This is a genomic window from Pelagibius sp. 7325 (assembly GCF_037652055.1).
Lineage (GTDB): Bacteria > Pseudomonadota > Alphaproteobacteria > Kiloniellales > Kiloniellaceae > Pelagibius.
Genome location: NZ_JBBKAH010000002.1, coordinates 1467867 through 1484673, shown reverse-complemented (window position 1 = coordinate 1484673; position 16807 = coordinate 1467867). Strand labels below are relative to the sequence as shown.

Genomic DNA, 16807 nt, shown 5'->3' with positions numbered 1-16807 from the left:
CCGCTCAGCCGAGGCCCTTCTGGCCCATCTCCAGGAATTTCTGGCGGCGGCCCTGCTTCAGCTGCGGGCCGCTGTCGCGCAGCAGCTCGCGCAGACCCTCTTCCAGCTTGTCGCCGACCGCGGCGATGGTCAGCTTGCCGCCGCGGTGGGCACCGCCCAGCGGCTCCGGAATGATGTCGTCGATGACGCCGAGGCGCAGCAGGTCTTGGGCGGTGAGGCGCAGCGCCTCGGCCGCCTCCTGCGCCTGCTCGCCGGAGCGCCACAGAATGGAGGCGCAGCCTTCCGGCGAGATCACCGAATAGATCGAGTGCTCGAGCATGTACACCCGGTTGGCCGCGGCCAGAGCGATGGCGCCGCCGGAGCCGCCCTCGCCGATGATGACCGACAGCAGCGGCACCTCGACGTTGAGACAGACCTCGATGGAGCGCGCGATGGCCTCGGCCTGACCGCGTTCCTCGGCGCCGATCCCGGGATAGGCGCCGGCGGTATCGACCAGGGTGATGACCGGCAGGCCGAAACGCTCGGCCATGCGCATCAGGCGCTGCGCCTTGCGGTAGCCCTCGGGTCGCGCCATGCCGAAATTGTGCTTTACCCGGCTGTTGAGGTCGGCGCCCTTCTCGTGGCCGATCACCATGACCGAGTAGCCGCGGAAGCGCCCAAGGCCACCGACGATGGCGTGGTCCTGGCCGAACAGGCGGTCGCCGGCCAGCGGCGTGAAATCCTCGACTAATGCCGAAATATAGTGCTGGAAGTGCGGGCGGTCGGGGTGGCGCGCCACCTGGGTCTTCTGCCAGGCCGAGAGCTTGCCGTAGGTCTGGCGCAGCAGGCGCTCGACCTTGCCCTGCAGCTTCTCGACCTCGTCGGCAATGTTGAACTCCCCGTCGTCGGAGAGGTGCCGCAGCTCTTCGATCTTGCCTTCCAGCTCGGCAATCGGCTTTTCGAAATCGAGAAAATTGTGCATGACAGCCTATCTAACACAGCATTTCGCGGGTGGCACGCCCAAGCTTTGCCGCCAGGACGCCGAAAAAGCCCTGATTCGCGCCGCCGGCACACTTGAAATGCCGCAAAGAAGCCCCGGAATCAAGGGGCCGGCATCTCCCCGCCCCGTGGCACCTGGGGGAAAATGCCGGCCCGAACTGCCAGATCGGCGTTGGGGCGTCAGCCCTTGGCGATCTGGCGGGCTTTCTTGACCAGGACCTCGGCCTGCTTGATCGAGGCGATGTCGATGAGGCGCCCGTCCAGCGCCACCGCGCCCTTGCCTTCCTGCTGGGCCTGCTTCATCGCCTTCAGGATGCGCTTGGCCTTGTCGACCTCGGCCTTGGAGGGGCTGTTCTCCTCGTTGGCCAGCTCGATCTGGCTGGGATGGATCGCCCACTTGCCCTCGCAGCCCAGCACCGCGGCGCGGCGCGCCTGGGCGCGGAAGCCCTCGGGGTCCGAGAAGTCGCCGAACGGCCCGTCGATGGGACGCAGGCCGGCGGCACGGGCGGCCACCACCATGCGGGCGATGGCGTAGTGCCACATGTCGCCCCAGTGGTAGTCGCGCTCGCCCTTGGCATTGGCATCGGTCAGCACGCCGTACAGCTCGTTCGGGCCGCCGATAACGGTGGTGCGCGCCTTGGTCGAAGCGGCGTAGTCGGCAACGCCGAAATGCAGGCTCTCATTGCGCGGCGAGGCCTTGGCGATGGCATCGACGTTGGCCATGCCGAGCGCCGTCTCGATGATCATCTCGAAGCCGATCCGCTTCTTGCGGCCGACGGCGTCCTCGGCCTGGGTGACCAGCATGTCGACGGCGTAGATGTCCGCCGCGGTGCCGGCCTTGGGGATCATGATGAGATCCAGGCGCTCGCCGCCCTGCTCGATGATGTCGATGACATCGCGGTACATGTAGTGGGTATCGAGACCGTTGATACGCACCGACATGGTCTTGTTGCCCCAGTCGATCTCGTTCAGCGCCTTGATGATGTTCTTGCGGGCCTGCTCCTTGTCGTCGGGCGCAACCGCGTCCTCGAGATCGAGGAACACGACGTCAGCCGCCGATTCCGCAGCCTTCTTGAACAGTTTCGGGTTGCTGCCCGGCACGGCCAGTTCGCTGCGGTTCAGGCGCGCAGCCGCCTGCTCGACAATGGTAAAGCTCATGGATTTCCCCCTGCTTCGTTTGGGAACGCTGTTGGTGAAGGCTGGCCTGCCCGGGGCGGATCCGCCCTGCCGCTTTCAGATGCGGAAACTGGTCAGACCAATTGGTCTTGTCAACCGGAACATCGCCGCAGCGCACAAAACGCACGGAAGGCCGGTATTTTATTCGATCCTGTGAGATGCCGTCAGGCCCGTTTCGCCTTATTCGCGAACGCGGCCGCGAGCGGGTGACGTTCCTGCACCAGGGACTTCAGGCGCTCGCTCAGCACGTGAGTGTAAATCTGGGTGGTCGAGATGTCGGCGTGGCCCAGCATCTTCTGCAGTGAGCGCAGGTCGGCGCCGTGGTCCAGCAGATGGCTCGCAAAGGCGTGGCGCAGCACGTGGGGCGAGACCTTGGCAGCATCCAGACCGGCGGCGCGCGCGAGGTCCTTCAGCAGTTGGGCGACCCGCTGGCGGGTGATATGCCCCGTCTCCCCGCGCGACGGGAATAACCAGGGCGACGGCGTCTTCACCGCCTTCGCGCCCTGGCCCCGGGATTCCAGGAAATGGTCGCGCACGGCGAGGTAGGCGGTCAGGCTGTGCCGCGCAGCCGGGCTGAGCGGCACCATGCGCTCCTTGGCGCCCTTGCCCTGGACGATCAGCAGGCGCTGATCGCGCTGGGCAGCGGCGAGCCTGAGGCCGACCAATTCGGAGATGCGCAGGCCGGTCGCATAGAGCAGCTCCACCAGGGCGGCCAGGCGCAGGGCTTCTGGGTCTTTACCGCTCTCCGGGCCTGACCCGGGGCCCGCCTCAACAGCTGCCTGGGCGTGATCGAGCAGCAGGCCGACTTCGGCCTCGCTGAGGATCTTGGGCAGCGGGCGGCCCTGGCGGGGGCTGTCGATACCGGCAGTGGGATCATCGGCGCGCCGCCCCTCGCTGAGCAGGAAGCGGTAGAACTGGCGCAGCGCCGAGAGCCGGCGCGCGGCAGTGCGCGGCGCCATGCCGGCCTTGGCGAGCTGGCCGAGGAAGGCCCTGATGTCCTCGACCCCTGCGGTTTCGGGGATGGCCTTCCGCTTGGCGAGAAACGCGGCGAAGCTCTTGAGGTCGCGCTCATAAGCTTCGAGGGTGTTTTGGGCGGCGCCGCGCTCGGCGGCCAGCATCTCCAGGAAAGGATCGAGCTGCGCAAAGCCGGGAGCCGCGGCAGGCACGGCGCGGCGCCTCAGAGGCCGGCGGCCAGCGCCGCCTCTATGGCGAGAGCCCGGGCGTCGGTGCCGAGCCCGATCGCGTTCAGCGCCGAGACCGCATAGCCCAGGGCCAGCGGGTGGCTGCCGGCCGGAGCCTCGGCGCCCAGCGCCGTCACCGCCAGCAGCACCGTCTCGCCGCGGCGCCCGGCGGCGGCGGCATCGCCCAGCGCCAGGAGACGCGGCAGCCGCACCAGGGGCTGCGGGCTCTCCGCCGCCTCGGCGACGGCGAGGTCTTCTTCCTGGCCCAGCGCACGCGACAGCACGAAGAGCAGCAGGCGCTGCTCGCCGGAGACGTTCTCCTCGGCGGCGAGCGGTTCCGCGCCGCCGGCCAGGCGCATCAGCGGGCTGAGCGCGGCGTAAGCCGCCTGGGAGTCCGCATTGCGCTGGCCGTCGACGCGCAGCACCGAGAGCCAGGCGCCCGCACGCTCGAACTGGCCGGCACGGTAGAGCGTGCGCGCCGCCAGCGGCGCGAACCAGGCAAGCTCGGCGGTCGGAGCCAACTCGCTCATCAGCGGCAGCGCCGCCTGCGCCATGGCGGTGGCGCGGCCATCCCGCTCGGCGGAGAGAAAGGCGGCACGCAGCACCTCCGCCCGTGTCGCGCTGAGACTTTCACGATTGGCGGCGCGGTACAGCAGGGCCCGCCCGCGTACGCCCTCCGCTGTGGTGGCCCCGGAGGCGCCTGACAGCGCGGCGTTCAGCTCAGGCTCGGTAAACTCGAAAGCGCCGTAAGCGCCGGCGAGGCGCTCGCCGGGCAGGGCGCCGATCTCGACCAGGCGCTCGACCGCCGCGGCACGCACCGCATGGTCGCCGCCCTGCAGCCCGGCGATGCCGTGCAGCAGCAGCGGCTTCACCGTCTCTACCGCCGCCGCCGGCAGGCTGCCGCCCGCCTTGCGCAGCATGGCAAGGGTGAGCGGCGTCAGGTCGCCGTCCGCCAGCGTACTGCCCTGACCGGCGATCATCATATTGGCGGCGGCGAAGAAGGCAGGGTCGCCGTCCGGCGCCTGCTCGCGCAACAGATCGAGGCCCAGCATCGCCTGGTCGGTCTGGCCGGCGGCGAACTGGCAGAACACCTGCGCCTTGGTCCAGTAGAGCTCCCGCGGATAGCGCGCCAAACCGGCCGGGACCTGGGCGCAGGCCTCGCCGTCGCGCCCGGCCAGCAGCAGGCCATCGACCCGCGCCTCGGCCAGCCAGGGGTCCTCGACATGCTGGGGCACCAGCGCCAGCAGGCGGTTCAGACCGTCGAGATCGCCCAGACGGTAGAGCCCCTCGGCGCGCAGGCGCAGGAAGTCGGAGGTCTGCGCGGCGGCGACGGCATCCGCCATGGTCGGCTGCGCGGCGGCGGATCTTGCCGATGGCGCGCGGGCACTGCTGAGCAGCAGGCGCGTCGCCAGCCCGTGCAGAGTGGGCGAGGCGAGATCGCCCGGCAGCTCGCGCAGCAGCGCCTCGGCGGCGAGGCGGTCGCTGCCGGCCCAGGCGTCGGTGCCGAGACCGCCGTGGTCGCGGTCGAGGATACCGAGGGATTCGGGGCTCAGCGCGCCCAGGCGGTTGACCACGATATCGCCGGAGCCGACGATTTCGCCCTCGCCGGCCGGGGTCCCGGCGGGCGTCCCGCCGGCGCCCGGCGCGGTCACCGTCGGCGGGAACAGCGAGATCGGTCCGGCCGGCTGATCCCCCGTGCCCTGAGCCAAGGCCGGCGTTCCGGCCAGCATCAGCGGCGCCAGCAGGGCCGCCAGGTAGCGCCGCGAAACGTTAGCGCGGCAAAAATTAGCGCGGGAAGCGTTCATCGGGCAGCACCTTTTCGACCGGTGCCGAGGGCGGCGGGATATCCCAGGTCAGCAGGAAGAAACCGCCGGAGATTATCAAACCGGCGAGAACGACAAGGGCAACGAGGGTGGTTTTTTTCATCAAAACGATCGCTTGCGGCAGAAAACTGCGTGAACTGAGGGGACCGCACTGCCATGCTCTGCCGCCCCGAGGCTGGCTCCTGGCCTGGCAATACTGTCTTCTTGCGCCGTCAAAGTGATTTTATGGTAAGGTCCGAATCTGACGTGAATACGGCAGTTTACCTAGGGTCTTTCAGCGTTGCAACGTTCAGCAGGCAAGAGTTCGTGACCGAGACAAGCGCAGAGATGACGCACGCCGGGGACGCCCCCCTGGCGGTGCCGCGAACCATTGCCCTGGTCGGGCTGATGGGCGCCGGCAAGTCGTGCATCGGCCGCCTGCTCGCCGGCGCGCTGGGCCTGCCGTTCATGGACGCCGACAAGGAGATCGAGGCCGCAGCCGGCTGCTCCGTCGAGGACATCTTTGCCGCCCACGGCGAGGCCGCCTTCCGCGACGGCGAGCGCCGCGTCATCGCCCGGCTGCTGTCCGAACCCACCATGGTGCTGGCGACCGGCGGCGGCGCCTTCATGGACGCCGAGACACGCCGTCTGATCCACGAGCGCGCCACGTCGGTGTGGCTGCGCGCCGACGCCGACCTGCTGGTGCGCCGCACCGGCCGGCGCAACAACCGCCCGCTGCTGAAGCGCGGCGACCCGCGCGACATCCTCGCCAAGCTGATCGAGGAGCGTTATCCCGTCTACGCCGAGGCCGACGTGGCGGTCGATTCCGTCGACGGCCCGCCGGAGATGACGCTGGCCCGCGTGATGGAGGGCCTGCGCCGCCACTACGAAGAGTCCGCCGGGGATGACGCCGCGGGCGTGCGGAGTGCGGCACAATGACCGCACCGCAGCGGCTGGAAGTCGCGCTGGGCGAGCGCAGCTACGAGATCGTGATCGGCACCACCGTGCTGGCCGCGGCCGGCACCCTGATGAAGCCGGTGCTGAAGAGCAACCGCGTCATCGTCATCACCGACAGCAACCTGGCGGGGCTGCATCTCGCCCGTCTGCAGCGGGCACTGGACGACGCCGGCCTGGCGCACGACAGCGTCGTGGTGCCGCCGGGCGACGGCTCCAAGAGCCTCGACCAGTTGGGCCGCCTGATCGGCGCGCTGCTGGACAGGAAGGTCGAGCGCTCGACCACCCTGGTGGCACTGGGCGGCGGCGTGATCGGCGACCTCGCCGGCTTCGCCGCGGCGGTGACCTTGCGCGGTCTTGACTTCGTGCAGGTGCCGACCAGCCTGCTGGCGCAGGTCGACAGCTCGGTCGGCGGCAAGACCGGCATCAACGCGCCGCAGGGCAAGAATCTGATCGGCGCCTTTCACCAGCCGCGCCTGGTGCTGGCCGACACCTCGATCCTCACCACCTTGCCGCGCCGCGAGATGCTGGCCGGCTATGCGGAGGTGGTGAAGTACGGCCTGATCCGCGACCCCGGTTTCTTCCACTGGCTGGAGGCGCACGGCGCCGACCTGGTCCAGGGCGAGCGCGCCGAGCTGCAGCACGCGGTGCTGGAGAGCTGCCGCGCCAAGGCGGCGGTGGTCGCCGCCGACGAGCGCGAGAGCGGGCAGCGCGCCCTGCTCAACCTCGGCCACACCTTCGGCCATGCACTGGAGGCCGAAACCGGCTATGGCGACGAGCTGCTGCACGGCGAAGCGGTCGCCGTGGGCATGGTGATGGCCTTCGACCTCTCGGTGCAGCGCGGCCACTGCCCGGCCGAGGATGCCGACCGCGTGCGCCGTCATCTTGCCGCCATCGGCCTGCCTACCGGCTTCGCCGACCTGGCGCCGCGCCACTGGGACGTGGAGCGCCTGATCGACCACATGGGCCGCGACAAGAAGGTGAGCGACGGGCGCATCACCTTCGTCCTTGCACGCGGCATCGGCCAAGCCTATCTGGACGCCACCGTGGAACTGGACGAGGTGCGCGCTCTCCTGACCGGCGCGCTGAACGACGCCGACCAGCTGGCACGCGAAAACGACACGGCGGGCCTGATCGGCCGCGCCATCCTGGGCAGCTAGATGAAGCAAACGCCGCCGACCGCCTCACCGGTCCGGCCCGCCGCCCGCAGTGCCACGACGTTTCACCAACCTGCATAGACGACAATGGACATAGACCTAGCCATCACCTTCGGCGCCATTCTGGCGTTGCTGGTCTTTTCGGCCTTCTTCTCCGGCTCCGAGACGGCGCTGACCGCCGCCTCGCGTCCGCGCCTGCACAACCTTGCGCAGTCAGGCAACCACCGGGCCACCACGGTGAATCACCTGTGGCACGAGAAGGAGCACCTGATCGGCGCCCTCCTGCTGGGCAACAACCTGGTGAACATCCTCGCCTCGGCGCTGGCCACCAGCGCGCTGATCGCCGTATTCGGCGACACCGGCGTTGTCTATGCGACGCTGGGCATGACCGTTCTGGTGCTGGTCTTCGCCGAGGTGCTGCCGAAGACCTACGCGCTGCAGAATGCCGACCGCACGGCGCTGGCCGTCGCGCCGGCGCTGCGCATCATCGTGGCCGTGCTGAAGCCCTTTTCGCTGGTCATCCAGATGGTGGTGCGCGCGGCGCTGTCGCTGTTCGGTGTCGAGGTGCGCCACGCGCTGACCGCCGAGGCCTCCGAGGAACAGCTGCGCGGCGCCATCGACCTGCATCAGGGCGAAGGCGAAGAGGAACGTCACGAACGCGAGATGCTGCGCTCCATCCTCGACCTCGGCGACGTCTGGGTCGAGGAGATCATGATCCACCGCAAGGACGTGGTCGCCATCGATGTCGACCAGCCGCCGGCCAAGATCGTCGAGGAGGTGCTGGCCAGCCCCTTCACCCGCATGCCGCTGTGGCGCGAAGACCCCGACAACGTCGTCGGTGTGCTGCACGCAAAGGCACTGCTGCGCGCGGTACAGGCAGCCGGCGCCGACCTCGACAAGCTGGACGTGAAGGCCATCGCCGCGCCGCCCTGGTTCATCCCCGACACCACCGATCTGCTGTCGCAGCTGCAGGCCTTTCGCCGCCGCCACGAGCACTTCGCCATCGTGGTCGACGAATACGGCGAGATGCTGGGCATCGTCACTCTGGAAGACATTCTGGAGGAGATCGTCGGCGACATCTCCGACGAGCACGACGAGGACATCGAGGGCGTGCAGCTGCAGCGCGACGGCTCGGTGATCGTCGAGGGCAAGGTCACCCTGCGCGACCTCAACCGCCGCTTCGAATGGCGCCTTCCCGACGAGGAGGCCTCGACGCTGGCCGGTCTCATCCTGCACGAGACGCGCTGCATCCCCGATGTCGGCCAGGTCTTCACCTTCCACGGCTTCACCTTCGAAATCCTGGGCCGCAAGCGCAACCAGATCACCTCGGTCCGCATCGCCACGGCCGAAGACAGCCTGGACAGCGGCAAGAACGCCAAGCGCAGCGCCGCCCAGGGATAGCCCCCGGACAGTCCGGGAGGCCTCCTCTGGCACCCGCGAGGGTTGTCGCATCTGCCCCCGCGGTGTCGCTTGACCGGGATTCGGAACCCCTGCACAATTGGTCGCAAGAAGAGACCGGCAGCGTTCCCGCCGGCAAAAACAGCGCGTCGCCTCGGGCCGCACCGCGAAATTCCTCGCCGGAAGGCCTTTGCGAGCGGGAGGAAAGCATGCACCGGAAAGTTGTGCCCGATATCGTCAGCCAGCAAAAGATCGAGCTCCTGCCCGCCGCGACGACGGTTCGCGATGCCGCCCGCAACATGGCCGAGCGCCACATCGGCGCCGTGCTGATCGGCGAAAGCGGGCACCTCAGGGGCATCTTCACCGAGCGGGATCTGTTGATCCGCGTGGTGGCGCGCGGCCTCGATCCGGACAGCACGCGGCTGAAGGACGTGATGACCGCAGACCCCGACACGGTCGAGCCCGACGACTGGGCTACCGTGGCGCTGGAGCGCATGCGCACCTCGGGTTACCGCCACGTGCCGGTGGTCGAGGATGGCCGGGTCGTCGGCATCGTCTCCCTGCGCGACCTCTACGCCGCTGCTAAGAGCGAGCTGGAGGAGGACCTGCAGCAGCGCGAGGCCTTCATCTTCGACACCGGCTACGGCACCGGCTGAGCGGCCTTTCCGCCGTCCTTCCCAAGCCTTTGCCGCGTCTGTCCCGGGCCTCGGTTGACGCGGCGCGGCTGGCTTCTATAGTCGCGGGTTCCCGACGACGAACCCCTGAGACGAACTCCGCGCGGACCCCAGCCATGCCCCTGTCGCCCCCTGTCGAGCGAAACTGCCTGCACAACAGGACCTACGATTTCCAAGGCTACCAGCGTGCCGACGGCCTGTGGGACATCGAGGGGCGCATCGTCGACACCAAGACCTATCCCTTCGCCAACCACGACCGCGGCGAAATCGCGCCGGGCGAGGCGCTGCACGACATGTCGATCCGGTTGACCATCGACGAGGACTTCAAGGTCCACGACATCGAGGCGGTGACCGACTTCAGCCCCTTCACCCTCTGCCCGGACATCACGCCGAACTTCAAGCGCATGATCGGCAGCGAGATCAGATCCGGCTGGACGCTGCAGGTGCGCAAGACCCTGGGCGGCGTCGAAGGCTGCACCCACCTGGTCGATCTGCTGAACGCCATGGCTACCGTCGCCTTCCAGACGCTCTACCCGGTGCGGGCCGCCAAGGCCGCCAAGCGCCAGCCCGGCGAGCGTCCGGGTCTGCTGAACACCTGCCACGCCTTCGCTCCCGACAGTCCGATCGTCAAGCGCTCCTGGCCCGACTTCTACACCGGCAAGGACTGAGCTCTACAGCCAGGCAAGCGGATCCGCGCCGATGACGGGCCCATGCAGGTGCAATAACGCAGCGTAGAGCAACACGCCGGCGACAATCTCCACCAACATGCGGAGGACACTGATGCGCCTGAGCCGCACACCCAACCCACCTTCGTAGAGAGCCGTCGCAGCAGCATAGTCGACCGCGGACAGCCGCTGCCGGGCGCGGCTCTCCAGTCGTTGCATGCCGGCGAGGCTGAACACGGCGAGACTGCCGAAGAGGATGACGCTCACCAGATCGCCATTGGCGACGAGATGGCTGCCGGCCCAGAGGAAGAAGGCCCAGAGCAGCGGGTGGCGCAGCAGCGACGCAAGGCCGGTCTTGCGCGCATCGGGCAGGCCGCCGCGAAAGCTGACCGAGAGCGGATTAGGCTGCAAGGCCGCCGCGGCGAAGAGAATGCAGACCGCCGGCATGGCGACGATCGGCACCAGTGCGGCCCCGCGGCTGGGCGGCCAGAGTTCGCTGTAGGGCGCCGCCAGCGCGGCGACGATGACCCAGACGATGGTCGCCAGCGACACCAGAGAATAGAGCGCGAGGTAAGGGCTGCGCCCGAGACGGCCGATCAGCGCGGCGCGCAGACCGGTCGCCGCCGGCAGGATGTGGGCGGCGAGAAAGACCGCAATGGCGATGAGGAATTCGATCATCGGGAAACGCTGCAGGTCGGCACCACCATGATGTATCGGGCGGGTCCGGAGAACGGGTCGCCGGAGCCCGGGGCGCTGACCGGACCGGCGACTAGCCGGCCTTGGCGTCCTCAGCCGGGGTCAGGGTCTTCAGCTGCAGGGCGTGGATGCCGCCGGCCAGTTCGGCGGCGAGGATCTCGTAGACCCGGCGCTGGCGGGCAACGCGATTCTGCCCGGCAAAGGCATCGGACACCACCTCGACGCGGAAATGGGTCTCGCCGCCCTCGCGGTAGCCGGCATGGCCCTTGTGCTTTTCCGACTCATCGACGATCTTCAGGCGGTGCGGCGCCAGCGCCTCGGTCAACTTCCGTTCGATCGTGTGTGTAACCGCCAAGGTCCCGCTCCTTCATCGCCACGCATTCCTGCCTCAACGCCGGGGCCACGCAGTTCCGGCCCGGCGTGCCCTGACGATATTGGTGAAGGTGTGTCGCCGGCCGCCGCCTGTCAACGCGTGATGAGGAACCTTGCCCCGATGCCGAACCAGGCCCGCGCTTCCGCCGCCATCAGTCCTACCGTCGCCCGGCTGCTGCTGGTCGGCGTGGTGATCCTGTGGGGCGCCAACTGGCCGGTCATGAAGCTGGGCGTCGGTGCCATGCCCCCGGTATGGTTCGGCGCCGCGCGCATGGTGCTGGGTGCGCTCAGCCTCTTCGCCTTCCTTGCCGTCCTCGGCCGCCTGCAGTTGCCGCAGCGCCGCGACCTGGCGGTGGTGCTGAGCGTCGGCCTGCTGCAGATGGCGGCTTTCCTGGGGCTGGTGAACATCGCCCTGCAGCAGGTCGAGGCCAGCCGCTCGGCGATCCTGGCCTACACCACGCCGCTGTGGGTAACGCCGGCGGCCGTGCTGCTGCTGGGCGAGCGGCTGTCGCCGCTGAAGACGCTCGGCCTGGCGCTCGGCCTGGGCGGGGTCGCCGCGCTGTTCAATCCGTTCGGCTTCGACTGGTCCGACCGCCCGGTGCTGATCGGCAACGGCCTGCTGCTGCTCGCCGCCTTTTCGTGGTCGATCGCCATCCTGCACGTGCGGCGCCACCGCTGGGGCTCTTCGCCGTTGCAGCTCGCCCCCTGGCAGATGCTGGTGGCGGTGCCGCCGCTGGCGCTGGTGTCCTGGCTTACCGAGGACTGGTCGCAGATACAGTGGAACGGCGGCACCCTGGCGATCCTCGCCTACAACGGCCCGCTGGCCACTGCCTTTTGCTTCTGGGCGGTGGTCAGCGTTACCCGCGCCCTGCCGGCGGTCACCACCTCGCTGAGCCTGCTGGCGGTGCCGGTGACCGGCGTCGCCGCCTCCGCCCTCTTCCTCGGCGAGCCGCTGACGACCACGCTTGTCGCCGGGCTGGTGCTGATCCTGGGCGGCACCGTGCTGGTGAACCTCAGCGACCTGCGCAAGGGTCCGGCAACGGCCGCCGCCCGGCCTTCCTCCGGCGAGCGGCCGGGGAGCCGGCCCGCCCCGAGCAACGACCAGTCTGCGGAAAACCGCTGAAAAGCGGCGGAAATTCAACGAGGCAGCGCGCCGGCTCCCTTGCCTATGCGGCGCTGCATCCCACATAATCGGCGGATGTCTGGCTCCCCCCGAGATCGCGCAAGCAACCCCTTCGACGCGGGCCCCTTCAAGGCCGCCGGCGGGAGTGCGGCGCCGCGTCCCTGCGATCGGCCGGGCTGCGCGGCCGAGGGCGTGCACCGGGCGCCGCGCAACCGCGAGGCGCTCAACAGCTACTTCTGGTTCTGCCTGGAGCACGTGCGCGAGTACAACCTGGCCTGGGACTACTTCAAGGACCTGGACGAGGACGCCATCGAGCAGATCCGCCGCCGCGACGCCGTCTGGCAGCGCCCGACCTGGCCGCTGAATGGAGGGAAGGCGAACAAAGACCGCAGTGGTCCCTACGGCAGACCTTTTCGCGATCCCTTCGACTTCTTCGGCGCAGAAGGCCCGGAGCCGGCCAGGGCCGCCAGCAAGGGCCGCTTTCCGCCCCATTCACGCCAGGCCAAGGCGCTGCGCACCCTGGAGCTGGCGCCCAACGCGACCCTGGCCGAGGTGAAGGCGCGCTATAAGTCGCTGGTCAAGGCGCTGCACCCGGACGTCACCGGCGGCGACGGCCACGCCGAGGAGCGGCTGAAAATCATCAATCTGGCGTATTCGGACTTGAAGGCGGCCTTCGAGTGATGTTCAACAGGTTCGTTGCCGGCTAAGGCTTTACACCTAAACGACGGAATTCCTACCCCATGGCTTCAGCAGACCCCACGATGAGTGCCGGCGAGATGCCGACGAGCGGTCCCGACATCGAAGTCTCGGTGCGCCAGACCTTCGGCATCGACTGCGACATGCAGGTGCCGGCCTTCAGCCAGGCCAACGACTATGTGCCGCAGGTCGACGAGACCTACCGCTTCGACCGCGACACCACCCTCGCGATCCTGGCCGGGTTTGCGCATAACCGCCGGGTCATGATCCAGGGCTACCACGGCACCGGCAAGTCGACTCACATCGAGCAGGTCTCGGCGCGCCTCAACTGGCCGTGCATCCGCGTCAACCTGGACAGCCATATCAGCCGCATCGACCTGATCGGCAAGGACGCCATCGTCCTGAAGGACGGCAAGCAGATAACCGAGTTCCGCGAGGGGCTGCTGCCCTGGGCGCTGCAGCGCCCGACCGCCCTGGTGTTCGACGAGTACGACGCCGGCCGGCCGGACGTGATGTTCGTCATCCAGCGGGTGCTGGAGGTCGAGGGCAAGCTGACGCTGCTGGACCAGAACCGCGTCATCCGCCCGCACCCGGCTTTTCGGCTGTTCGCGACGACCAACACCATCGGCCTGGGCGATACCACAGGCCTCTATCACGGCACCCAGCAGATCAACCAGGCACAGATGGACCGCTGGAACATCGTCGCCACGCTGAACTACCTGCCGCACGACGAAGAGGTGGAGATCATCCTCGCCAAGTCGCCGGACTACGACACCGCCGAGGGCCGCGAGAAAGTCTCCGCCATGGTTGCCTTGGCCGATCTGACCCGCAGCGGCTTCATCAACGGCGACATCTCGACGGTGATGAGCCCGCGCACGGTGATCACCTGGGCCGAGAACGCGCGCATCTTCGCCGACGTCGGTTTTGCCTTCCGCGTCACCTTCCTCAACAAGTGCGACGAGATCGAACGGCCGATCGTGGCGGAGTACTATCAGCGCTGCTTTGGTACCGACCTGCCGGAGTCCGGGGTCAAGGCGCACCTGACCTGAGCGGAAAACCCGAGACACCCCAGCGATGAGCCAGCCGGAAAATCCGCTCGACGTCTTCAGGCGCACTACCGCCGCCACGGTGCGCGCCATCGCCGAGCGCGACGACATCAACGTGACCTACGCACCGCGCGGCCAGGGACTGGTCGGCAAGGAAGTGAAGGTCACGCTGCCGGCCCGCTCGCTGCCCGCCGAGGACGCCGCCCTGGTGCGCGGCGAGGCCGACTCTGCGGCGCTGCGCCTGCGCCACCACGACGGCGGCCTGCATGCCCACACGCGGCCCCGCGCGCAGGAAGCGCGCGAGATCTTCGATGCCATCGAGCAGGCGCGCTGTGAGGCCCTAGGCATGCGGCGCATGTGCGGCGTGGCACAGAACCTGGATGCCGCGCTGGAGGAGCAATATCGCGTGCGCGGCCTCTCCCGCGCGCAGAGCCGCGATGACGTGCCGCTCTCAGAGGCGCTGCGCCTGATGGCGCGCGAGGCGATGACCGGCACGCCGCTGCCGCCCAGCACCCGCGCCGCCGTCGACCTGTGGCGCCCCATGCTGGGCGCCGACGTGATGCAGGACCTGAGGGAGCTGGGCCGCCGCGCCGGCGACCAGGAGACCTTCGCCGAGAAGGTGCGCGACATGCTGCAGCACCTGGACATCGACATCGGCCTGGAAGACGAGCTGGAGCAGGACGACGACCAGGAGCAGCAGAAGGACGAGGCCGACCAGGACAACACCGGCACCCAGACCGACGGTGACGAAAGCGCCGAGACGCCGACCACCATGGAAGGCGAGGACAGCGAGGGCGACGATGCCGCCGACGCCGAGCCGCAGAGCGCCGAAGCCGACAGCGACATGATGGAAGGCGAAGGCGAGGATGACCCGGGCCGCCCCGGCCAGCTGCCTGAGCTGTTCGGCCACAACAATCAGTCCGGTGTCCCCTATCACGCCTTCACCAACGACTTCGACGAAACCATCAACGCCGAGGAACTCTGCGACCCCGACGAGCTGACCCGCCTGCGCCAGCTGCTGGACCAGCAACTGGCGCACCTGCAGGGTGTCATTGCGCGCCTCGCCAACCGGCTGCAGCGCCGCCTCCTGGCCATGCAGACCCGTGCCTGGGACTTCAACCTGGAAGAGGGTATGCTGGATACCGCGCGCCTCGCCCGGATCATCGCGAACCCGATGCACTCGCTGACCTTCAAGCAGGAACGCGAGACCGAATTCCGCGACACCGTGGTCAGCCTGCTGATCGACAACTCCGGCTCCATGCGCGGACGGCCGATCACCGTCGCCGCGATGAGTGCCGACATTCTGGCCCGCACCCTCGAACGCTGCGGCGTGAAGGTCGAGATCCTGGGCTTCACCACGCGCATGTGGAAGGGCGGACAGTCGCGCGAGCGCTGGATCAGCGCCGGCAAGCCACCCAACCCCGGGCGCCTCAACGACCTGCGCCACATCGTCTACAAGTCCGCCGATGCGCCCTGGCGCCGCGCCCGCAAGAACCTGGGCCTGATGTTGCGCGAGGGCATCCTCAAGGAGAACATCGACGGCGAGGCGCTGCTGTGGGCGCACAATCGCCTGATCGGGCGCACCGAACAGCGCCGCATCCTGATGGTGGTCTCCGACGGCGCCCCGGTCGACGACTCCACCCTCTCGGTAAACCCGGGAAACTACCTGGAACGCCACCTGCGCGAAGTCATCGAGTACATCGAGACCCGCTCGCCGGTGGAACTGCTGGCCATCGGCATCGGCCACGACGTGACGCGCTACTATCGCCGCGCCGTGACCATCGTCGACGCCGAGCAGCTGGGCGGCACGGTGATGGAGAAGCTCGCCGAGCTGTTCGACGAGGAAAGCGCCGCCGGGCCGACGCGCCGCCCCTCGCGCCGCGCCGCATTGCACTAAGCTCTTTTTGCGACTGCTTCTCGCCGCTATTTTGCTGGGCCTGCTGGTTCCGCTGGCCGGGGCCGGCAGCGCCCTGGCGCAGAGCCCGCTCGCCCTGAGCGCGTCGCCGCTGCCCTTCAATCCCGAAGACAAGACGCAGGAGACCATCGGCGGGCTCCGGTGGCGCGGCGGCCTGGAGATCACTTCCGACGATCCGCGTTTCGGCGGCCTTTCCGATCTGGTGTTGGCGCCGGACGGCAGCGCCTTCACGGCGATCAGCGACGCGGGCCGCTGGGTGACGGCGCGTCTCACCTACGACAGCGCCGGCAAGCTCGCCGGCATCACCGGCGGCGCGAGCGGCACCCTGCGCAATGCCCAGGGCCTGCTGCTCGAAGGCAAGCGCGAGCAGGATGCCGAGGCGCTCGTCCGCCTCGACGATGGCAGCTTGATGGTCGCCTTCGAGCGCAACCACCGCCTCCTGCAGTATGGGAAGGGCGGCCTGGCCAGCGTACCCAAGGCAGTCCCGGCGCCCGCCGACCTCGCCGGGGCCCGCGCCAACGCCGGGCTCGAGGCGCTGGTGGCGCTGGCCGGAAATCGCCTGCTGGCCTTCACGGAAGGGCAGAAGATGGGGGACAGCTATGCCATCTACCTGCGCGAGGCCGACGGCAGATGGCACACCCTAGCGCTGCGGCCCAAGGGGCTCTTCGTCCCTACCGGCGCGGCGCAGCTGCCCAACGGCGACGTGCTGCTGCTGGAGCGCCGCTTCACCCTGCTGGGCGGTCTCGGCGCACGGCTCAGCCGCATTCCCCTGGCGGCGATCCGGCCGGGCGCCCAGCTGACCGGCAGCGAAATCGCCGAGCTGCGCCCGCCACTCAGCCTCGACAACTTCGAAGGCGTGGCAGTGCATCGCCTCGACGACGGTTCCGTCCGCCTCACCCTCGTCTCAGACGACAACTTCAGCCCGCTGCAGCGCACCCTCATCGTGCAGTTTGAGCTGCTGACGCCGCCCTGAC

16 protein-coding genes and 1 pseudogene are annotated in these 16807 nt (G+C 68.8%); 10 read left to right on the top strand and 7 right to left on the bottom strand.

Going from position 1 to position 16807, the window contains the following annotated elements; translation table 11 throughout:
• Positions 1 to 4: 4 nt before the first annotated feature.
• The 5 genes from WDC82_RS08895 to WDC82_RS08875 all read right to left on the bottom strand — a co-directional run bounded on the left by WDC82_RS08895 (position 5) and on the right by WDC82_RS08875 (position 5261).
• Positions 5 to 961: an acetyl-CoA carboxylase carboxyltransferase subunit alpha gene (locus WDC82_RS08895; protein WP_340116906.1), complete on the bottom strand. Its 957-nt coding sequence runs from the start codon at positions 959 to 961 to the stop codon at positions 5 to 7.
• A 197-nt stretch (positions 962 to 1158) separates the two neighbouring features.
• Entirely contained in the window at positions 1159 to 2136 is a 978-nt protein-coding gene (locus WDC82_RS08890) for a CoA ester lyase (RefSeq protein WP_340116905.1), read from the bottom strand.
• Between the two features lie 182 nt (positions 2137 to 2318).
• The gene (xerD, locus tag WDC82_RS08885; protein WP_340116904.1) at positions 2319 to 3320 is read right to left on the bottom strand and encodes a site-specific tyrosine recombinase XerD; all 1002 of its coding nucleotides are present in this window, start codon (positions 3318 to 3320) and stop codon (positions 2319 to 2321) included.
• Between the two features lie 11 nt (positions 3321 to 3331).
• Complete coding sequence (locus WDC82_RS08880) at positions 3332 to 5140, bottom strand: hypothetical protein (RefSeq protein WP_340116903.1); 1809 nt, start codon at positions 5138 to 5140, stop codon at positions 3332 to 3334.
• Complete coding sequence (locus WDC82_RS08875) at positions 5121 to 5261, bottom strand: hypothetical protein (protein WP_340116902.1); 141 nt, start codon at positions 5259 to 5261, stop codon at positions 5121 to 5123. The genes WDC82_RS08880 and WDC82_RS08875 overlap by 20 nt, the downstream gene beginning before the upstream one ends.
• 203 nt (positions 5262 to 5464) lie before the next feature.
• On the opposite strand from WDC82_RS08875, the gene WDC82_RS08870 reads away from it, so the two are divergent.
• The 5 genes and pseudogenes from WDC82_RS08870 (at position 5465) to WDC82_RS08850 (ending at position 9988) form a co-directional block, all read left to right on the top strand.
• Positions 5465 to 6076, top strand: coding sequence for a shikimate kinase (locus WDC82_RS08870; protein ID WP_370661535.1), 612 nt, complete (start codon positions 5465 to 5467; stop codon positions 6074 to 6076).
• Positions 6073 to 7179, top strand: a pseudogene (gene aroB, locus WDC82_RS08865) (3-dehydroquinate synthase); the annotation flags it as partial. The gene WDC82_RS08870 and the pseudogene aroB, both read left to right, overlap by 4 nt.
• Before the next feature lie 156 nt (positions 7180 to 7335).
• Positions 7336 to 8649 (top strand): HlyC/CorC family transporter, encoded by a 1314-nt coding sequence (locus WDC82_RS08860; protein WP_340116901.1) that lies wholly within the window; start codon positions 7336 to 7338, stop codon positions 8647 to 8649.
• A gap of 206 nt (positions 8650 to 8855) precedes the next feature.
• The gene (locus WDC82_RS08855; RefSeq protein ID WP_340116900.1) at positions 8856 to 9302 is read left to right on the top strand and encodes a CBS domain-containing protein; all 447 of its coding nucleotides are present in this window, start codon (positions 8856 to 8858) and stop codon (positions 9300 to 9302) included.
• Between the two features lie 134 nt (positions 9303 to 9436).
• Positions 9437 to 9988, top strand: coding sequence for a DUF2889 domain-containing protein (locus WDC82_RS08850; RefSeq protein ID WP_340116899.1), 552 nt, complete (start codon positions 9437 to 9439; stop codon positions 9986 to 9988).
• Positions 9989 to 9991: 3 nt separating this feature from the next.
• Here WDC82_RS08850 and WDC82_RS08845 read toward each other — a convergent pair whose 3' ends face one another.
• Positions 9992 to 10663 (bottom strand): NnrU family protein, encoded by a 672-nt coding sequence (locus WDC82_RS08845; RefSeq protein ID WP_340116898.1) that lies wholly within the window; start codon positions 10661 to 10663, stop codon positions 9992 to 9994.
• Positions 10664 to 10754: 91 nt separating this feature from the next.
• Positions 10755 to 11036, bottom strand: a complete 282-nt coding sequence (locus WDC82_RS08840) for a BolA family protein (protein WP_340116897.1) — start codon at positions 11034 to 11036, stop codon at positions 10755 to 10757.
• Positions 11037 to 11174: 138 nt separating this feature from the next.
• On the opposite strand from WDC82_RS08840, the gene WDC82_RS08835 reads away from it, so the two are divergent.
• From WDC82_RS08835 to WDC82_RS08815, 5 genes are all read left to right on the top strand, one after another.
• Positions 11175 to 12176 carry a DMT family transporter gene (locus WDC82_RS08835; protein WP_340116896.1) on the top strand — a complete coding sequence of 334 codons (1002 nt, stop codon included), beginning with the start codon at positions 11175 to 11177 and terminating at the stop codon, positions 12174 to 12176.
• 75 nt (positions 12177 to 12251) lie between these two features.
• Positions 12252 to 12857: a J domain-containing protein gene (locus tag WDC82_RS08830; RefSeq protein ID WP_340116895.1), complete on the top strand. Its 606-nt coding sequence runs from the start codon at positions 12252 to 12254 to the stop codon at positions 12855 to 12857.
• A 59-nt stretch (positions 12858 to 12916) separates the two neighbouring features.
• Positions 12917 to 13921, top strand: coding sequence for a cobaltochelatase subunit CobS (gene cobS / locus WDC82_RS08825; RefSeq protein ID WP_340116894.1), 1005 nt, complete (start codon positions 12917 to 12919; stop codon positions 13919 to 13921).
• Positions 13922 to 13946: 25 nt separating this feature from the next.
• Positions 13947 to 15815: a cobaltochelatase subunit CobT gene (gene cobT / locus WDC82_RS08820; RefSeq protein WP_340116893.1), complete on the top strand. Its 1869-nt coding sequence runs from the start codon at positions 13947 to 13949 to the stop codon at positions 15813 to 15815.
• 7 nt (positions 15816 to 15822) lie between these two features.
• Positions 15823 to 16806: an esterase-like activity of phytase family protein gene (locus WDC82_RS08815; protein WP_340116892.1), complete on the top strand. Its 984-nt coding sequence runs from the start codon at positions 15823 to 15825 to the stop codon at positions 16804 to 16806.
• Position 16807 lies beyond the last annotated feature (1 nt).

Coding starts and splice junctions, on each gene's coding strand:
- cobT (WP_340116893.1), top strand. CDS start 13,947: ATGAGCCAGCCGGAAAATCCGCTCGACGTCTTCAGGCGCACTACCGCC.
- WDC82_RS08880 (WP_340116903.1), bottom strand. CDS start 5,140: ATGAACGCTTCCCGCGCTAATTTTTGCCGCGCTAACGTTTCGCGGCGC.
- WDC82_RS08850 (WP_340116899.1), top strand. CDS start 9,437: ATGCCCCTGTCGCCCCCTGTCGAGCGAAACTGCCTGCACAACAGGACC.
- WDC82_RS08845 (WP_340116898.1), bottom strand. CDS start 10,663: ATGATCGAATTCCTCATCGCCATTGCGGTCTTTCTCGCCGCCCACATC.
- WDC82_RS08895 (WP_340116906.1), bottom strand. CDS start 961: ATGCACAATTTTCTCGATTTCGAAAAGCCGATTGCCGAGCTGGAAGGC.
- cobS (WP_340116894.1), top strand. CDS start 12,917: ATGGCTTCAGCAGACCCCACGATGAGTGCCGGCGAGATGCCGACGAGC.
- WDC82_RS08855 (WP_340116900.1), top strand. CDS start 8,856: ATGCACCGGAAAGTTGTGCCCGATATCGTCAGCCAGCAAAAGATCGAG.
- WDC82_RS08835 (WP_340116896.1), top strand. CDS start 11,175: ATGCCGAACCAGGCCCGCGCTTCCGCCGCCATCAGTCCTACCGTCGCC.
- WDC82_RS08875 (WP_340116902.1), bottom strand. CDS start 5,261: ATGAAAAAAACCACCCTCGTTGCCCTTGTCGTTCTCGCCGGTTTGATA.
- WDC82_RS08830 (WP_340116895.1), top strand. CDS start 12,252: ATGTCTGGCTCCCCCCGAGATCGCGCAAGCAACCCCTTCGACGCGGGC.
- WDC82_RS08860 (WP_340116901.1), top strand. CDS start 7,336: ATGGACATAGACCTAGCCATCACCTTCGGCGCCATTCTGGCGTTGCTG.
- WDC82_RS08890 (WP_340116905.1), bottom strand. CDS start 2,136: ATGAGCTTTACCATTGTCGAGCAGGCGGCTGCGCGCCTGAACCGCAGC.